General features: G+C 60.4%; 13 protein-coding genes. 8 read left to right on the top strand and 5 right to left on the bottom strand.

From position 1 onward, the window contains the following. Position 1: 1 nt before the first annotated feature. The gene (locus tag Q1B40_RS12105; protein WP_299814431.1) at positions 2–1,522 is read left to right on the top strand and encodes a Ppx/GppA family phosphatase; all 1,521 of its coding nucleotides are present in this window, start codon (positions 2–4) and stop codon (positions 1,520–1,522) included. A 65-nt stretch (positions 1,523–1,587) separates the two neighbouring features. Here the strand turns inward: Q1B40_RS12105 and Q1B40_RS12100 are convergent, their stop codons facing one another. Continuing rightward, positions 1,588–2,052: a hypothetical protein gene (locus Q1B40_RS12100; RefSeq protein ID WP_299814428.1), complete on the bottom strand. Its 465-nt coding sequence runs from the start codon at positions 2,050–2,052 to the stop codon at positions 1,588–1,590. 153 nt (positions 2,053–2,205) lie between these two features. Next, on the bottom strand, positions 2,206–3,390 hold the full coding sequence (gene rnd, locus Q1B40_RS12095; RefSeq protein WP_299814425.1) for a ribonuclease D: 1,185 nt from the start codon (positions 3,388–3,390) through the stop codon (positions 2,206–2,208). Between the two features lie 147 nt (positions 3,391–3,537). On the opposite strand from rnd, the gene Q1B40_RS12090 reads away from it, so the two are divergent. From Q1B40_RS12090 to Q1B40_RS12080, 3 genes are all read left to right on the top strand, one after another. Next, entirely contained in the window at positions 3,538–4,164 is a 627-nt protein-coding gene (locus Q1B40_RS12090) for a ParA family protein (protein ID WP_299814422.1), read from the top strand. Positions 4,165–4,352: 188 nt separating this feature from the next. Further along, positions 4,353–6,134, top strand: coding sequence for an aspartate--tRNA ligase (gene aspS / locus Q1B40_RS12085; protein WP_299814419.1), 1,782 nt, complete (start codon positions 4,353–4,355; stop codon positions 6,132–6,134). A gap of 159 nt (positions 6,135–6,293) precedes the next feature. After that, positions 6,294–8,081 (top strand): ABC transporter ATP-binding protein, encoded by a 1,788-nt coding sequence (locus tag Q1B40_RS12080; protein WP_299814416.1) that lies wholly within the window; start codon positions 6,294–6,296, stop codon positions 8,079–8,081. 84 nt (positions 8,082–8,165) lie between these two features. Here the strand turns inward: Q1B40_RS12080 and Q1B40_RS12075 are convergent, their stop codons facing one another. Together Q1B40_RS12075 and Q1B40_RS12070 are read right to left on the bottom strand one after the other, a co-directional pair. Further along, positions 8,166–9,335, bottom strand: a complete 1,170-nt coding sequence (locus tag Q1B40_RS12075; protein WP_299814413.1) for a hypothetical protein — start codon at positions 9,333–9,335, stop codon at positions 8,166–8,168. 139 nt (positions 9,336–9,474) lie between these two features. Then, positions 9,475–10,374, bottom strand: coding sequence for a sugar kinase (locus Q1B40_RS12070; RefSeq protein WP_299814410.1), 900 nt, complete (start codon positions 10,372–10,374; stop codon positions 9,475–9,477). A 232-nt stretch (positions 10,375–10,606) separates the two neighbouring features. On the opposite strand from Q1B40_RS12070, the gene Q1B40_RS12065 reads away from it, so the two are divergent. From Q1B40_RS12065 to Q1B40_RS12050, 4 genes are all read left to right on the top strand, one after another. Next, the gene (locus Q1B40_RS12065) at positions 10,607–12,214 is read left to right on the top strand and encodes an EAL domain-containing protein (RefSeq protein WP_299814407.1); all 1,608 of its coding nucleotides are present in this window, start codon (positions 10,607–10,609) and stop codon (positions 12,212–12,214) included. A gap of 163 nt (positions 12,215–12,377) precedes the next feature. Further along, complete coding sequence (locus Q1B40_RS12060; protein WP_299814404.1) at positions 12,378–12,947, top strand: TetR/AcrR family transcriptional regulator; 570 nt, start codon at positions 12,378–12,380, stop codon at positions 12,945–12,947. A 7-nt stretch (positions 12,948–12,954) separates the two neighbouring features. Beyond that, positions 12,955–14,049 (top strand): efflux RND transporter periplasmic adaptor subunit, encoded by a 1,095-nt coding sequence (locus tag Q1B40_RS12055; RefSeq protein ID WP_299814401.1) that lies wholly within the window; start codon positions 12,955–12,957, stop codon positions 14,047–14,049. A gap of 30 nt (positions 14,050–14,079) precedes the next feature. Further along, positions 14,080–17,193 (top strand): efflux RND transporter permease subunit, encoded by a 3,114-nt coding sequence (locus Q1B40_RS12050; protein WP_299814398.1) that lies wholly within the window; start codon positions 14,080–14,082, stop codon positions 17,191–17,193. 571 nt (positions 17,194–17,764) lie between these two features. Here the strand turns inward: Q1B40_RS12050 and Q1B40_RS12045 are convergent. Further along, positions 17,765–18,262 (bottom strand): ureidoglycolate lyase, encoded by a 498-nt coding sequence (locus tag Q1B40_RS12045; protein WP_299814394.1) that lies wholly within the window; start codon positions 18,260–18,262, stop codon positions 17,765–17,767. Between the last annotated feature and the right edge of the window lies 1 nt (position 18,263).

The following is an 18,263-nucleotide window of genomic DNA, read 5'->3' as shown; positions in this document are numbered from 1 at the left end:
CATGACACGCGCATTCAAGCCGGCCCGCGGTCGTCTCAACGGATCGGGACCGGTGGCAGTCGTGGACATCGGCTCAAATTCGGTGCGCCTGGTGATCTATGAGCGCCTTGCCCGCACGCCGACCATGCTCTTCAACGAGAAGCTGCTTGCCGGCCTTGGCCGCGGCGTCGCGGCGACCGGACGCATGGCGGAGGATTCGGTCAACCTGGCGCTTGGAGAACTGGCGCGCTTCAAGGCCCTGATTGAACATACCGGCTGCAAGGAACTCTATATCGTGGCAACCGCCGCCGCGCGGGATTCCGAAAACGGGCCGGCGTTCGTGCGTCAGGTGGAAGCGTTTCTCGATGCGCCGGTGCGCATTCTCAACGGTGGCGAGGAAGCCTACTATTCCGCGCTTGGGGTGATCGCCGGCTTCTGGCAGCCGCGCGGCATCGTCGGAGACATGGGCGGCGGCAGCTTGGAGCTTGTTGAAATCTCGCAGGGCGTGCCGGGTGTCGGCGCGACATTCCCGCTGGGCGGCCTGCGCCTGTCCGAAGAAGCGGACGGCAAGCTCGCCAAGGCCGGAAAAATCGCCGAGGAAGCGCTGAGGGGGTTTGACTGGCCCGATCTTGCGCCCGGAGAGCGGACATTCTACGCGGTCGGCGGCACCTGGCGTTCCCTGGGCCGCCTGCATCTCATCCAGAACAAGTACCCCTTGCATGTAATGCACAACTACGAAATCAGCGCGGAAGAGGCCATCGAGTTCTGCCGGAAGATCGCCGTGCCCAATCTTGAAGGCGTCGACCAGTCGGACGTGGTCTCCAAGCAGCGGCGTCCCCTGGTTCCCGTCGGCGCCGTCGTGCTGGAACAGGTGCTGACCGCCATGAAGGCCGAGCGGCTGGTATTCTCCGCGACCGGCGTGCGTGAGGGGCTGCTGCATGAAAAGCTGCCGCAGGACATGCAGGCCCACGATGCCGTCATCGAGGCTGCCCGTGAACTCTGCATCCTGCGCGCCCGCTCACCGGACCATGCCGAAGAACTGATCGCCTGGACCGATACCCTGTTCAGGGAACTGGAGATCGAGGAAACCGCCAACGAAACCCGGTTGCGGCACGCCGCCTGTCTGCTGTCGGACATCGGCTGGCGGGCGCATCCGGATTACCGGGGCGAGCAGAGCCTCAACATCATTTCCAACGCTTCATTCGTCGGGCTGGATCATGCCAGCCGTGCCTATCTGGCTGCGGCCGTATTCTATCGGCACGACGGCCTGCGGGAAGGGGCGCTCTCGCCGGTCATCCTGCATCTTTTCACCGATCGGCTGCGAATTCGGGCCAAGGTGCTGGGCGCAGCCCTGCGCGTCGCATCGCTTCTGAGCGCGTCAATGTCGGGCCTTCTGCCGAAGGTCGGAATTTCCAGGACGGAAGACGGTCTGACTTTGGAGCTCCGCAAGGATCTCGCCGCGCTCGACGGCGAACGTCTGCGCAAGCGCGTCAACCAGCTCGGCAAGGCGATCGAAACGACAGTCACTGTGCAGGCAGGCTAGGCCCACCACGTTTGGCGTGCATCGCGCAACAAGTGGAGCACTGCTGTCGATAAGTCGTCTCGCCGTCAGGGGATCTGTTTCTGACCGCCAGCGGCTGCGGGCGGATGCTTCCAGGCGAGATACAGGCCTGCGAGCAAGACGAAAACATGCGGCAAGGCCACACTCGGCCAATAGAGCACGCTCAACCAGTCAAACCAGTCGTAGGAAAGCTGCCAGTCCGTGATGATGCCAAGCCTGTAGTCAGCGATATTTGAGCAATCCTTGATGAGCTCAAGCGCTTGCAGTCTTGCGACATAGCCATTCTGGTAGCTTTTCCAGAACGCATCCGTGATCCAGAAGGGTATTGCGGAAAATGCGGCTATCAGGATCGCGACACGTCCGGAAAGGGTGACTTTTTCAGCGTAGACCGCGATTATCGCCGCCAGGCCGACAGTTACCGACCAGCTTTTCAATGTCAAAGATTGCTCGTTGAAGCTTTCATATGTGTTGTAGAGCAGCTCATATTCGTTCCAGAGAAAATCGCAATTCATGAACGGTCACTTGTCACAATGGAGATTTACCTGAAGGGCAGTGAGCGGGGGCAGGATCATCGGCGCTTGAAGTCAACAGCTCCTCAAGAAAACCCTCGATACGACCGTGATTGCAGCAACCCGGGCGGAAGGGTGGCCCCTCCCGCCAAAAAACTACTCAGCCGCCTCGGTTTCCAGATCCTCTTGCGGCGGTTGATCGAGCGCGACGATCTGACGATTGCGGAAGGCGAGGGCGACTTCGCCGTGCTTGAGTTTCAGCGCGGTTTCCCCGAAGAGTTCCCGGCGCCAGCCTTTCAGCGCGGCAACGTCGGCTTCATCGTCGGCGGCGATCTTTTCAAGGTCGTCGACCGTTGCGATCACCTTGGCGGCAACACCGTTGGCTTCGCTCACAAGTTTCAACAGGACCTTCAGCAGATCCACTGCCGCAGCCGAGCCGTCGGGCGCCTGTCGGCCCTTCGGCAGCCTGGGCAGCTTGTCCCTTGGAAGTTCCAGCGCCCGCTTGATGGCCTTCAGGATGTCATCGGCGGTCTTGGAGCGTTCGAAGCCGCGCGGGATTGTTCTCAGCCGTGCGAGCGTTTCCGTGTCCTGGGGCTGCTGCGCGGCCAGCTCATAGATCGCGTCGTCCTTGATCACCCGGCTTCTGGGAACGTTGCGCGCCTGCGCCTCCGTCTCGCGCCAGGCGGCAACTTCCATCATGACGGCGAGCTCAATCGGCTTGCGCACCCTGAGCTTCAGCCGTTTCCAGGCCTGGTCGGGATCCGTGCGGTAGGTGGCGACCGAGGTCAGCACCTTCATCTCGTCCTGCACCCAGTGGCTGCGGTTCTGCTCCGCCAGATTGGCGTTCAGGAACTGATAGGCGTCGCGCAGATGGGTGACGTCGGCAAGCGCGTAATCAAGCTGCTTGGTGGTAAGTGGTCGCCGCGCCCAGTCGGTGAAGCGGGACGACTTGTCGATCTGGGCGCCGGTCACCTTGTAGACCAGCTGATCGTAGGAAATGGAATCACCGAAACCACAGACCATGGCGGCGACCTGTGTGTCGAACAGGGGCGCCGGGATGAGCCCGCCCAGATGATATACGATTTCGATGTCCTGACGAGCGGCGTGGAACACCTTTGTCACGCTATCGTCGCGCATCAGCTCGAAAAAGGGTTCAAGGTCAAGCCCTTCGGATAGGGCGTCGACGATGAAGGCCAACTCCGGTCCGGCCATCTGAATCACACAGAGCTTGGGCCAGAAGGTGGTTTCACGGAGAAACTCCGTGTCCACTGTCACATAGTCGTTGGCTGCAAGGCGCTGACAGGCAGCGGCGAGGTCTTTTGTTTTTGTAATCACATGCATGGTGATGAAAAGCTATACCTGAGTTCTGCCGCTTTGTCGCCACGAAATGGCAAAAAATACATCCCGAAACGCTTGAAAAGGCGCAATAAGTGCGCCTATGTTGGGGCGGTCGATACGCGGCGGACAGAATGGAAACGGGGAGAGAAGATGCGCAGGATTTTGGTGGTGAATTCGAAGGGCGGATGCGGCAAGACCACGATCGCCACGAATCTTGCGGTGGCTCTTGCGGTCCGCGGCGACGACGTCGCGCTGGCGGATGCGGACCGGCAAAAATCCAGCCTATCCTGGGTCAGGCGCCGTCCGAAAAATCTTGCAAGGATCGAGAGTCTCAACTGGAGCAAGGAAGAAGCGATCGGTGACAAGGACAAGAAACTGGACGCCATTGTCATCGATGGCCCGGGCGGACTGCGCTCCGAACTTGCCAAAAACCTCATTGCCGAGGCCTCCGACATTGTCATACCGGTCCTGGCCTCCGCCTTCGACTGGGATGCAACCCTGAAGTTTCTGGACGGGATTTCCGACATCAAGCGCGTCCGCAAGGGCAAGGCCGAGATCTTCGTGGTCGCCAACCGGATCGACCGCCGCTCGACTCAGGTCGCCGATCTGGAAAAGACCTTCGCTGCGAAAGGCTTTCCGCTTCTTGCCCGCATTTCCGATCGGGTGCTTTATGCCCGCCATGCGGCGGCAGGCTCCGGTGTTTTCGATTTTTCCGACGGGCGCTCGCACGAGATCCGCGGCCAGTGGCACCCGTTGCTGCAAGCACTGGATGCCTGAACAGGGCATTTTCCGGTCTCATTCAGCGAAGGGTCCGGTCACCCGCCGTGAAAGGGGATAGGCAAGCATCGCACAAGCCTCTCCCTTGACTTTCGCCGCGCAACATGGCTTTTGCAGCCGGACACGGCCTGCCTCTGGCGGGCCGTATTGGTTTTCCATGCAAAAATAAGAACTGTCGAGGAACGAGAATGCACCCCTACCGTAGTCACACTTGCGGTGATCTCCGTCTGTCCGATGAGGGAGAGACCATTCGTCTTTCCGGCTGGGTCCACAGGGTCCGCGATCATGGCGGGGTGCTGTTTATCGATCTGCGCGACCATTACGGCGTGACCCAGTGTGTGGTCGACCCGGATTCGGCCGCCTTCAATCTGGCCGAAACGGTGCGCTCCGAATGGTGCATCCGCATCGACGGCAATGTAAAGAAGCGCTCCGACGAGACCATCAATCCGGACCTGCCGACCGGCGGGATCGAGGTCTTCATCCGCGAGCTGGAAATTCTCGGTGCTGCAAAGGAACTGCCGCTGCCGGTCTTCGGCGATCAGGATTATCCCGAAGAAGTGCGCCTGAAATACCGGTTCCTCGACCTTCGGCGCGAGAAGTTGCACGAGAACATGATCCTGCGCTCCAATGTGGTGCGCGATCTGCGCGACCGCATGTGGGCCATCGGTTTCAACGAGTTCCAGACGCCGATCATTACCGCGTCCTCGCCGGAAGGCGCCCGCGACTTCCTGGTGCCGTCGCGGTTGCATCCGGGCAAGTTCTACGCGCTTCCGCAGGCTCCGCAGCAGTTCAAGCAGCTGCTGATGGTCTCCGGCTTCGACAAGTATTTCCAGATCGCGCCGTGTTTCCGGGATGAAGACCCGCGCGCCGACCGTTCGCCGACCGATTTCTACCAGCTCGACATGGAAATGTCCTTCGTCACCCAGCAGGATGTTTTCGACACGATCGAGCCGGTGATTGCCGGTTGTTTCGAGAAATTCGGCAAGGGCCGTCCAGTCAACCGCAACTGGCCGCAGATCTCCTACAAGGATTCCGCACTCTGGTACGGCAACGACAAGCCGGACCTCAGGAACCCGATCAAGATGCAGATCGTCTCCGAGCATTTCGCCGGGTCCGGTTTTGCCATTTTCGCAAACCTTCTCGAGCAGCCGGGCACGGAAATCCGTGCGATCCCGGCGCCGAAGGGCGGCAGCCGCAAGTTCTGTGACCGGATGAACAAGTTCGCCCAGGGCGAAGGCTTGCCGGGCATGGGCTATATCTTCTGGCGCAAGGCGGAAGACGGCTCCATGGAAGCGGCTGGTCCGCTCGCCAAGAACATCGGTCCGGAGCGCACCGAAGCGATCCGGGTGCAGCTCGGTCTCGAAATCGGCGACGCGGCCTTCTTTCTCGCCGGCAAGCCGAAGCAGTTCGAGCCGGTCGCGGCCAAGGCCCGCGTCATCATCGGCGAGGAACTCGGCCACACCGACAAGGACAAGTTCGAATTCGCCTGGATCGTCGACTTCCCGATCTATGAGCGTGACGAGGAAACCGGCGAAATCGACTTCTCGCACAACCCGTTCTCCATGCCGCAGGGCGGGATGGAAGCGCTGGAAGGCGACCCGCTCGAGGTTCTCGGCTTCCAGTACGACCTTGCCTGTAACGGCCACGAGCTGCTGTCCGGCGCGATCCGGAACCACAAGCCGGAAATCATGTACAAGGCGTTCGAGATTGCCGGCTACCCGGCTGAAGAGGTCGACAAGCGTTTCGGCGGCATGGTCAACGCCTTCCAGTATGGCGCTCCTCCGCATGGCGGCTCCGCGACCGGCATCGACCGTGTGGTCATGCTGCTGGCGGACGAGGCCAATATCCGGGAGGTCATGCTCTTCCCGATGAACCAGAAGGCCGAAGACCTGATGATGGGCGCGCCCGGCGACGTGACGCCTGCCCAGCTTCGCGATTTGCACCTGCGCCTGAACCTGCCTGAGGACTGATCCCGGGTCCCTGGACAGTCTGGCTCAGGTCACGGCGTGACCTGAGCCCACTTGCGGCCAGGCATGAAATGGGAGTACCTCTCTGGAAGAGGGCTTCGAGGCTGGCTCAGTCGGCCTCCCGCATGTCGGGTTCGGCAAATTACGGAAAGGCACCGCCTCGTGTTCAACCCTGCGAAATGGCAGGTCTGGGAAGATCCGGATGGAACCGTCCAGCTGATCAAACGGCTGCTTAGCGAAAACATCCGGGCTTATATCCCGCGCTACGCTCTTGCATTCGTCTTCATGGGGGTGGTCGCCGCCACGACCGCGGCCAGCGCCTGGATCATGAAAGATGTCATCAACGAGGTTTTCATCAACCGCGACAAGATGATGATCTACACGATTGCCGGCGCGGTCATCTTCATCTTCACCCTGAAAGGTTTTTCGACCTACGGCCAGATGGTCGTTCTGTCCCGTGTCGGCAACGCCATTGTCGCCGACCTGCAGAACCGCCTCTTCAAGCGTCTGACCGAGCAGGACCAGTCTTATTTCGACCGCATGTCCCTGCCGGAACTGACCATCCGCGTGAATACCGGCGCTGGCAGTGCGCGCTCCGTTATCGAGATGCTTGTCCTGACGCTCGGCCGGGATGTCCTGACGCTGATCGGTCTCGTGGGTGTGATGGTCGTCCAGGATCCGCTCATGAGCTTTCTGGCTCTGCTGATCATGCCACCTGCAGTGATTGGCGTCAGTATTCTGGTCAAGCGGGTCAAGACGTATGCCAAGCGGCAGGTGGTTTCCAATGCCAAGATCGGCGCGACCATGCAGGAAACGGTTCTCGGCATCCGCATCGTCAAGGCATTCGGCATGGAACCGGCGATGCACCGGCGGATGGATGTCTCCGTTTCCGAAGTGCAGCATCAGTCCAACAAGATCGCCTCGCTGACGGCCCGCACCTCACCGCTGATGGAAACCCTCGGCGGGTTCGCCATCGCGCTGGTCATCTTCTACGGCGGTTATTCGGTCGTCGAACTCGACAAGGATCCGGGAGCGTTTTTCGCCTTCATCACGGCGTTGCTGCTTGCCTACGATCCAGCCCGGCGTCTCGCACGGCTGAATGTCAACCTGAACAAGGCGATTGTCGGCGTTCGGCTGATGTATGAGCTGATCGACGAGGAACAGGACCTTAAACAGGTCGACAACGCCGCGGAACTCAAGGTGACCGAAGGCGAGGTGGCTCTCAGGGACGTTCATTTTTCCTATGGAGAAGGCGCCGCCCTGCGGGGGCTTTCCCTCACCGCCGAGGGCGGCAAGACCACCGCGCTGGTTGGCGCTTCCGGTGCGGGAAAGTCGACGGTCTTCGCCCTGATCGAGCGCTTCTACGATCCGCAGAGTGGCGACATCGTCATCGACGGCCTGGGGCTCAAGGACGTTTCGCTTGCGTCACTGCGCCGGAACATCGCTTACGTCGGCCAGGAGTCTTATCTCTTCAACATGAGCATTCGCGACAACATCGCTGTCGGCAAACCGGGCGCCAGCCACGATGAGATCGAGGCCGCGGCGCTGGCCGCCAACGCGCATGATTTCATTCTGGAGCTGCCGAACGGATATGACACGGCAGCCGGAGAAGGCGGTGGACGTCTGTCCGGCGGCCAGCGCCAACGCGTCGCGATCGCGCGGGCGATGCTGCGCGATGCGCCCATCCTGCTTCTGGACGAGGCGACGTCCGCACTGGATGCTGAATCGGAAGCCAAGATCCAGTCGGCGCTGGAAACGCTAATGGCGGACCGCACCACCCTCGTCATCGCGCACCGGCTGAGCACGGTGCGCCACGCTCACAAGATCCATGTTCTGGAAAAGGGGCGGGTGATTGAAAGCGGAACCCATAACGAACTGTTCGAGCATGACGGCATCTACCGGCGTCTGTGCGAGCTGCAGTTCCAGAACCGCAGCGAAGCGGCCGAATAAGCGTCTTTTCTGATCTGAAATGAAAAATGCCCGGATCGTCTGATCCGGGCATTTTTGGATTTTAACCGTCGCTACCGTTCGGGCCTACTCGTTGGCAGCTATGCTGATCGACAGGATCTGCGGGATCATGTGCGGCGCGAACATTGCGGTTCCCATGATCTGCGCCACAGGTACAGGAACGCCCGGCGCCGCATTGATCTCCAGAGAGTCCGGCGTGGTCAGAAACTGTGTGACCGCTTGCTCAACCTTATCCTGCAACTCCTTGTTCTGCAGCAGTCCGAGCATAAGCGGCAGGCTGCCGGTCAGGCGTTCGACATAGACAGGTGTTTCGAGACCGGCCTTCTGGGCCTCGACATCCAGGATGCGGCCCGTCAGCGAATCGTCGTCCAGCCGGATGCCCAGTTTCTGCACCGTGACGGCCTGCAGGGCAGTCATTGCCTCCTTAGGGTCGCCGGAGCTCTGGTTGAGCTGCATGATCACGTCCCGGGTGACGCCACCCAGGGAAAACGACAGTGACAGGCTGGCAGCCTGCTGGGCGTTGATCTTCAGCTCAGGAACGCTGATCGTTGCCGTCTCGGGATCCCATTTGCCGGACCCGGAGAGATCGACCGTCAGCGTTTTGTAACCCAGTTCGCTGAGCGATTTGGACTCGCTGGCTTCGATCTTGTCGACATCGATCTTGGCACCGGAAACGGAAAAACTTCCCGCCGTCGGCAGGTCCCCGTCCATCGCGTCGATCGAGGAGGTGATTTTCTCGACATCGGCAATCTGTCCGTTTTCGTCGCGGATCGCGATGCCACTGATTTCAAGCGTGCTGTAGCTCGGGTTGACCGGAGCCTTGTCCGCTTTCACTTCCGCGGCCGATGGCAGGAGCAGGCTGGTTGCTTTCAGGTTTTTCAGGGACATTCCGCCGTCGTCAGCGGCAAATTCCAGATTTTCCAGATCGAGGCTGGAGAGTTTGAGGCGGCCGTTCTCCTGAAGGGCACCACCTGTCAGCGTCGTGGTGCCGATGGTGACCCTGGCATCATCCTTTTCCTCGTTGGTGATGACGAGATCCCTGATCGATACCGCGTCGCCGGACGTATCGACGGCACCGTAGCTCTCAACGGTTCCTTCTTCTGAATCCAGCAGTTCCAGAAAAGCGTCGGCAACCTCGTTTCCACTCGGCTCGAAAGCAAGGGCCGGCAGGCCCTGAAGGGCGAAAAGGCTGGCAGCAAGACCGGCGGCAAACCGGTGGGATCGGAAAAACATCATGAAATCTCCAGAAAACGGATGGCATTAGCCGTGTCGGGTAATCCCTGCATAACCTAAGAGGGTATGGCCCAAGTTCCAGTGCGGAGCAAGGCGAAAGCCGGGGCCGCGTGGGGCGGGGCTTGCCTCCGCAAGCCGCTGGTCACGCGGCTGTCTTTTCACGGAATGTGGAATTGGCCCGCTCGACATCTTCCATCGAAGGCAGGCTTGCTTCATTGCCGAGATGTTGAATTGCATGGGAGGAGGCGCCGCGGGCGAACCTGAAATGCTTGTCCCAGCTGTTCTCCGGCCAGTGCAGGTAAGAGGCGATGTAGGCTCCATGGAAGACATCGCCTGCACCGTTGGAATCCACCACCTTGTCAGCGGGGACCGAAAGGGCGGGAAGGACTTTGTCAGGACCGCCGGCCTCGTACCAGACCATGCCGTGCTCGCCGAGTGTCACGGCGCCGACGGGACAGTTCTTCGAACGCAGGTAGCTCAGCGTTTCCCCCGTCGTCTTGCCGAGTTGCTGACAGAAGCGCTCGGAAACCACCGCGATGTCGATATGGTTCAACAGCTCGTCCGTGTTCTCGCGGACCGCACCGCCGTCCAATGAGGTCAGAATGCCGAGGTTCCGGCAGGTTTCCGCGTAGTGTTGCGCGGCGTCCGGCATGTGCCCGTCGAGATGAAGCGCTTTCATGCCGGCGATCGTCAGCGGCGGAAAGGGATGCAGAAAGTCATTGTCGCGGCAGCGGACGATCGCCCGTTTGCCACCCTGCGGCATGATGAAGGACAGGGAGGATTCGCGCACCTTGCGTCCATGGACCGAGATGCCGTAGGCCGCCGCCATGTCCAGAAACATGCGCGCCAGCCAGTCATCGGCCAGCGAACACAGAAGCTCCGGCTTGCCCCCGAGCTTGGCGCAGCAGAAGGCCGCGGTCACCGCGTTGCCGCCAAAGCTGATGGCATAATCCTCGGCAATCGTCTTTTCATCGCCTGTCGGGAGACGGTCGGTCAGAAAGGTGACGTCGATATAGGACTGGCCGATAAACAATGCCTGCATGGAGTTCTCCCTGGATCAGTCTGCGTTCATGCGCGTTTACGAGTTCATGACCTGGTGGGGGTTTTCCCCCGTCGCGATCCTAATCAGATTGCGCAGGAGAGGGCTTTGATCTGGATGAAACACCAGCATATTCAGTCCTTGTTTACCCAGATCGGCGATTGTCAGAAAGAGATTATTCACAGAACAGGCATGCGTTTTGTCCCTCCGCTATATTGGCTTTGCAAAGACGGTCATGGTTGCCCTGGTACTGGCGACCACACCTCTGTTTGCAATCAATATAATCCTGAACCAATACGCGGAACGGCGTGCGGTGACCGAAATGAAGGCCATGGGCAACGTTTCGATCCACCGGGCGGAAGAGGCTATCAGCACCACCGTGTCGCTGTTGCAGCGGCTCGACAGGGACAATGTTCAGACCTGCAGCGCCGAAGACCGGGTCATTTTCGAAAAGCAGATCGTTGAACACGGCATGATCGACGCCATCGGCCTTGCCGATGCTTCCGGTCAGCGCATGTGCATCATTCCCGATCGCGAGCTGGCCGGAAAGGTCATCCTGCCGCCGCTGCGTGTGGACGGTCCCCTGGTGGGCATCGGCATGCTCGAGCGCAGCTTTCTTGGGGCCCATGCCGCAGTGATCAGCTGGGACCTGAAAAACCAGTCACGTCTGTTCGCCGAGGTGACGCCCGCGGTGATCGCCATGGACCCGGGCCCGGAATATCTGCGCTCCTACCGGCGAACGGAGCTCCGTCTGGGCAACAATCTGCTCTGGTACAATGTCGGCGGATACAATTCCATTGGCTCCGATCCGGAAGAGATGCTGAACGTGGAGGTCGCCTCCGAGCTTTATCCGCTCGTGGCCACGATCACCGCGCCTGCTTCATCGGCACGACAGGCCGTTCAGGACCTCAAGGTGCTGGCCGCCGCCGCTTGCGCGGGTATCGCCGTCCTGTTCGTCGCCATCGGGGTGTGGTTCTCCTGGCGGCCCGAGAGCGAGGCGAACGACGAGTTCATTGCGGCTATCCGCAACGGCGAATTCATTCCCTATTATCAGCCCGTCATGGACATCGAGAGCCATCGCCTGCGCGGTTGCGAGGTGCTGATGCGCTGGAAACGTCCGAACGGCGTGATCGTTTCGCCGGGTCAGTTCATGGCCTATGCGGAAAACAATGGCCATATCTTCGATATGACCCGGCACATGATGCGGGTGGCCGCCGAAGAGATCGGGACACTTTACGGCGACAATCCCGATCTCAAATTGTCGATCAACCTCTTTGCGGGACACTTTCTGGACCGCGAGATCGTGACCGATATCAAGGCGATCTTCGAAAAGTCCAATATCTCCTATCAGCAGATCGTCGTCGAGGTGACGGAACGCCATCCGCTGGAAGACATGGATCTTGCCCGCAAGATCATTGCCGAACTCCAGGCGCTCGGCGTTCGTGTCGCGCTGGACGATGTGGGCACCGGTCACGGCGGCATGGCGTATCTGCAGAAACTCGGCGTCGACATCATCAAGATCGACAAGATGTTCATCGACACGATCAGTTCCGATGACAACTCCACCACGATTGTCGATTCCATGGTCGAACTGGCCGACAATCTGGGCATGGGCATCATTGCCGAAGGTGTCGAAATGGAAGAGCAGATCGAAAGGCTCCTGGAGCTTGGCGTGACTGCCGCCCAAGGGTATTTCTTCGCTGCGCCGATGCCTGCCGGCGAATTCATCGCCTACGCCGAGCAAACGGAAATCGAAGCGCGTGAGCGCGAGCGGAAGGTGGCGGAAGCCGCCGCAGCGGCACGAGCTGCCTCTGAAACCGGAATCAAGGGCGCCGCAGCCTGATCTCTCCGCCAGGCGGAGCTTTCCTCATACGTGAACCTTTCTCCTGGCCGGCTGAATAAGCCATGGGCAGGAATATTTGCTGCATCGCAATAAATGCCACTTGTCTGTACCGGCTGGACGGTTTATATCCTCAGCAGATATGTACTGACTGGACGGTATAAATATGGCTGTGCGAAGCGCTCGAAAATCACAGGATTCGAAGTCGGAAATCCTCAAGGCTGCCCTGGAGGTCGTCAAGCGATCCGGTGCGCCGAGCCTTACGATCGATGCGGTTGCGGAGGAAAGCGGCTTTTCCAAGGGCGGCGTTCTCTACAATTTTCCGACAAAGGATGCGCTGATCACCGGGATGGTCGAGTTTCTCGCCGGCCAGTTCGAGGGCGAGATCGCGACCGCCCGGGAAAAGCATCTATCGTCGCAATGTCCGACGCTCAGCGCCATGATCGACGTCACCGAAGGCTGGCTGCGCGCACACAAGGACGTTGCGCAGGCCATGCTGGCGACGAAGGTCGACCGGCCCGATCTCAGCAAACCCTTCATGGAAGTCAAGACGCGGCTGAAAGCGGCGATTGCGGAAGAAACAACAGAAATGGGCAAGGCCTGTGCCATCTGGGCCTCTCTGGAGGGGCTGCATTTCTCCGAGGCCCATTGTGTAACGATTTTCACCGAGGAAGAGCGCCGGGAAGTCTTCAAGCAACTTCGCCTGTGCCTGCAGAAAGACAAGAACCGGGATTGATCACGACATGACCGCACTTCGCAAAACCACCATCGCCCGCCTTGCCGCGCTCCTGCTCGCAGCATGGTTCCTGTCGGCCTGTCAGGAAGACGTTCTCGATCCGGTGGCACAGGCCGAGGCGCAGCTGCACGCCGCGCCGCGGCCTGCGAAAATTTTCACCGTGACCGACAAGGTCGGATTGCTGGAGCGCCGCTTTGCCGGTCGCGTGGCGGCCGTCCAGACGGTTGACCTGTCCTTCCAGGTACCCGGAAAGATCATCGAGCTTCCGGTTCTGGAAAGTCAGCGGGTCAAGAAAGGCCAGCTGGTCGCCAGGCTGGACACCACCGACTTCGACCGGGCGGTCCGCGAAGCCACCTTTCGCTCCGAGCAGGCCAAGCGCGAACTCGACCGGCTGGAAACCCTGCGCGAGCGCTCGATCATTTCACAAGCGGCCTATGATGAGCAGAAGAACGTCCATGACCTTGCCATGGAGGAGCTGAAGGAAGCCAAGCAGAACCTCGGTTACACCGAGCTGCGCGCGCCCTTCGACGGTATCGTCTCCATAAGGCTCGTCGACAATTTCACCACCGTCAGCGTCGGCACGCCGGTGGTTCAGGTGCATGATGTCTCCGAAGTGCATGTGGACATCAACGTCGCCGAAGCCCTGTTTGCCCGTGTGACGGAAGAGGACGTGGAGTCCATCGAGGCGACGTTTGCAGCCTTCGGCGACAAGCGGTTTCCGCTGACCTACCGCGAGCATTCCAGCCAGGTGGATGAAGTGACCCAGACCTACAGGGTAACTCTGGCGATGCCCAAGGCCGGAGCCGAACAGCTTTCTCCCGGCATGACGGCGTCGGTAATCGTCAGGTTCTCGCCGCAGGGACTGGAACTGGGCGAGCAATTGCTGGTGCCCTTCGATTCCGTCGCCGTTGACGGTGAGGGTAATGCCTTCGTCTGGAAATTTGCGGATGCAACCGGAGAAGTCTCCAGGCAGCCGGTGGAAATCGGCACCGTGATGGGGGACTACATGCCGGTCAGCTCCGGCCTGGAACGGGGAGATGAAATTGTTTCCGCGGGCGTTGCTTACCTCAGCGACGGCCAGATCGTGCGCCCACTGCACTGATCCCGAACGGTCAGCAAAAGGATCAGAACTTTGGATATCGCACGTTACTCAATCCAGAAACCGGTCAACACCTGGATGATCGTCCTCATGGCGCTGCTCGGCGGGCTCTGGGGGCTGTCCACGGTGGGCCGGCTTGAAGACCCGTCCTTCACCATCAAGCAGGCGCAGGTCATCACCAGCTATCCCGGCGCGACCGCGGCGGAGGTGGAAAACGAAGTCACCGAAAACCTGGAGACCGCGATCCAGCAAATGCCGCAGCTGGACCTGATCACCTCGGTGTCGGAACCCGGCCTGTCGCGGATCAGCGTCGAGATAAAGCCGACCTATGACGGCAACGAACTGCCCCAGGTGTGGGATGAATTGCGCCGCAAGGTCACCGACGAGGTTCGCAACCTTCCCGACGGGGTCGGCACGCCGCTGGTCTATGACGATTTCGGCGATGTCTACGGTCTCTTCTACGCCTTCACGGCGGACGGCTACACCAATCGGGAGATCCGTGAAACGGTCAAGCGGATCCGCAGGGAACTGCTGACGGTACATGGTGTCGGCAAGGTCGATATTTCCGGCGAACCGGAAGACGTCATCTATCTGAATATCGATCATGAAAAGATGGCCGGCCTCGGCATTTCCAACAGCGACATCATCGGTGTTCTGGATGCGGAAAACCGTATCCAGACCAACGGCTCGGCGATGTCGGGGCAAAAGCGCATCCGGCTGGTGACCGCTTCCGCCTTCGACGATTTTCGCGGCATCCAGGACCTTGTGATCGGCCGGCCCGGCTCGACGGCCATGATCCGCCTGTCGGACGTGGCGACGCTGGAACTTGGGGAGCCCGAGCGCCCCAGCCGGCTCATCCGGCACAACGGCCACGAGGCGGTGACTATAGGCGTCTCTCAGGTGGACGGCACGAATATCGTCGATGTCGGCGGACATGTGATCGAGAAACTGGCCGAGATCGAGGAGCAGCTTCCCGTCGGCATGCAGATCCACCCGATCTACGAACAGAACGTGGTCGTCGATGAAAGCGTGAACGGCTTCATCCTGAATCTGGCGGCCTCCGTGGTGATCGTGATTGCCGTCCTTGCCCTGTTCATGGGCTGGCGCGCCGCCGTGGTGGTGGGCACGGTTCTGCTGCTCACGGTTCTGGCGACGGTCCTGTTCATGCGGATCTTTGCAATCGAGATGGAGCGCATTTCCCTCGGAGCGTTGATCATCGCCATGGGCATGCTGGTGGACAACGCCATCGTCGTCGCCGAAGGCATGATGATCAACATGCAGCGGGGCCAGAAGGCCATCGATGCTGCGAGCAAGGTGGTGGCGCAGACCATGTGGCCGCTGCTGGGCGCAACGGTCATCGGCATCATGGCCTTTTCCGGCATCGGGCTGTCTCCTGACTCGACCGGGGAGTTCCTGTTCTCGCTGTTTGCCGTGATCGGGATCTCGCTGCTGCTGTCCTGGGTCTTCGCCATCACGGTGACGCCGCTGTTCGGCAAGTATTTCTTCAGGACCGCCACCGGCAACCTGGACGATCACGACCCTTACAAGGGCATTCTCTACACGATTTACCGCAAGCTGCTCATCGGGACGTTGCATGCACGCCTCCTGACGGTTCTGGTGCTTGTCGGCATCACCGTTGCCTGTGTGATGGCCTTCGGCAATGTGAAGCAGGCCTTCTTTCCCGACAGCAACACGCCGATCTTCTATGTCAACTACTGGGCGCCGCAGGGCACGGATATCCGTGTCACCGAGTCCGATCTCAAGGAGATGGAGAAAATCGTCCTGGCCGACGAGCGCGTCGAGACCGTCACCGCCTTTGCAGGCGGCGGGGCGACGCGTTTCATGCTGACCTATGCACCGGAGGATGCCAATCCCGCCTATGGTCACATGATCATCCGCACCACGAGCCGCGACGATATCGACATGCTGGCGCTGGAACTCCGGCAGCAATTCGCCGAGCGCTTTCCGGCGGCCCAGATCATCACCAAGCGCCTTGTTTTCGGCCCCGGTACCGGGGCCAAGATAGAAGCCCGGTTCTCCGGTCCAAACGCGAATGTTCTCAAGCGTCTCGGCGACGAAGCCCAGGCGATCTTCTCCCAACCCGACAATGCGCTGGCCGATGTCAATACCGACTGGCGGCAGCGCGAACTCGTGGTGCGGCCGATTTTCGACGAAGACCGTGCCCGCATTTCAGGCGTGACCCGGGAAGAACTCTCCATGGCGCTGAAATTTGCCACGGAGGGCGTTCAGGTCGGGGCCTATCGGGACATCGACGAAAGCATTCCGATCGTCGCCCGCAAGGCGGGAACCGACGGCATCTCGGTGAACGAGAGCGTGTCCGACGCCCTGGTGTGGAGCAGCAGCCAGCGCCGTTACATTCCCATCGACGAGATCGTCAGCAAATTCGTCATGGAGCCCCAGGATACCCTCATTCACCGGCGTGACAGGGTCCGCACCCTCTCGGTGAGGGCCGAGACCACGGCAGGAGAGACCGCGTCCGCCGCGCTCGCCAGGGTTCGCCCGCAAATCGAGGCGATGGAGCTGCCGCCCGGCTACGCCCTGGAGTGGGGTGGGGAATACGAAAGCACCAATGACGCGCAGGCCTCGCTCGGCGCCCAGCTCCCGCTCGGCTTCCTGGTGATGCTGATCATCTCGATCATGCTGTTCGGTTCCGTCCGCCAGCCGCTGATCATCTGGCTGATGGTGCCGATGTGCATCAACGGCGTCGCTCTTGCGCTTCTGGGTACGGACACGGCCTTCGGCTTCATGTCACTGCTCGGTTTCCTGTCGCTTTCCGGCATGCTGATCAAGAACGCCATCGTGCTTCTGGAAGAGATCGATCTGCTGATCCGTGAGGGCAGGGAGAAATACGAGGCGATCGTCGATGCCTGTGTGTCGCGTATGCGGCCCGTGATGCTGGCGGCGATCACCACCATCCTCGGCATGGCGCCGCTTCTGTCCGACGCCTTCTTCCGTGGCATGGCGGTCACCATCATGGGCGGCCTGGCCTTCGCCACCGTCCTGACCCTGATCGCGGCACCGGTGCTCTACGCCCTGTTCTTCCGGGTCCGCCCGCCGAAGAAGACCAAGGCATCGGCGGACACCGGCAGCCCCGCGCCAGCAGCAATGCCCGCACCGGCTGAATGACTGCAATACAGGGATGGGCAGCATTTTGCCGCTCTCCCGGCACACTCCCGTCTCCCCCCTTGAGGGGGAGATGTCCCCGCAGGGGACAGAGGGGGGGGAAGCGGTTCCGCAAGTTCTGACAGGATTTGCGCGCCGAGAGGCCGTCCCCCCCTCTGTTCGTTTCACGGACATCTCCCCCTCAAGGGGGGAGCCATCGCATTGACCAGATAAACCGGTCAGGATCGCGTGTTGAATATGTGATTTTATGCGTGTCACCCCGGGCGAAGACCCGGGGCCCACTCGCGGTGCAACTTGCTGAAACAGATGAGTTCCGGTCAGCGAAACTTTTGCAATTCTCGCGCTCTCTGGAAATGAGTAGGCCCCGGGTCTCGCTTTGCTCGCACGGGGTGACCCGGATGGTTGGCGCGGCTTCCAAGCCATTTGCAATGGTCGTGCCTTCAAGGGAAGAGACTGGAAGCAAGGCGCTGTATCTCGGGCACCTTCAGACCGTTTTTTCGGGGCAGATGTGGCCCGATCCGGGTGAGTTAATATTATAATTCAGACCTTTATCCGGAATTCCGGACTCAATCTGTCAACTTCCCCGAACAACCTCATAAGGTTCCTCGAACCAGAATTCCTCCAGATTGTCGCCGTCGCCGATCCGGTCGACGACCGAAAAGAGACCCGGATCGCTCAAGGGTGTCAGCACGCCGTGCCAGGTGTTGCGATAAAAATTGATACCCTGGCCCGGTTCGGTGATGAAGGCCCTCGGCAGACCCGGCTTGCCATTGTCGTCCGGGCAGACGATCACCAGGAAAGGAGCCTGTGTCATCGGCAGGAAGGCCTGGCTGCCGAGCGGGTGCCGCTCGACCAGTTCCAGAAGGTAGGGCAGGGTGCGTTTTTCCGACAGGAACAGGCTGATGCCCGTGCGGGCATCGTCACCGATCATGTCGAGCGCCGCCAGATCGTGGTAGCGGCCGCATTTGCCCTGGTTGATGATCTTGGTCGGCTCACCGCTGGTGTCGATCACCTCGCCGTATGGGGCGAAGGCGTCGCGTGTCAGTGGCTCGGTCACAATTCTGCGCGCCATG

Source organism: uncultured Roseibium sp. (assembly GCF_947496995.1).
GTDB lineage: Bacteria > Pseudomonadota > Alphaproteobacteria > Rhizobiales > Stappiaceae > Roseibium.
Note: the sequence above shows the minus strand (reverse complement) of the source record. Positions and strands in the feature narration are given on the sequence as shown.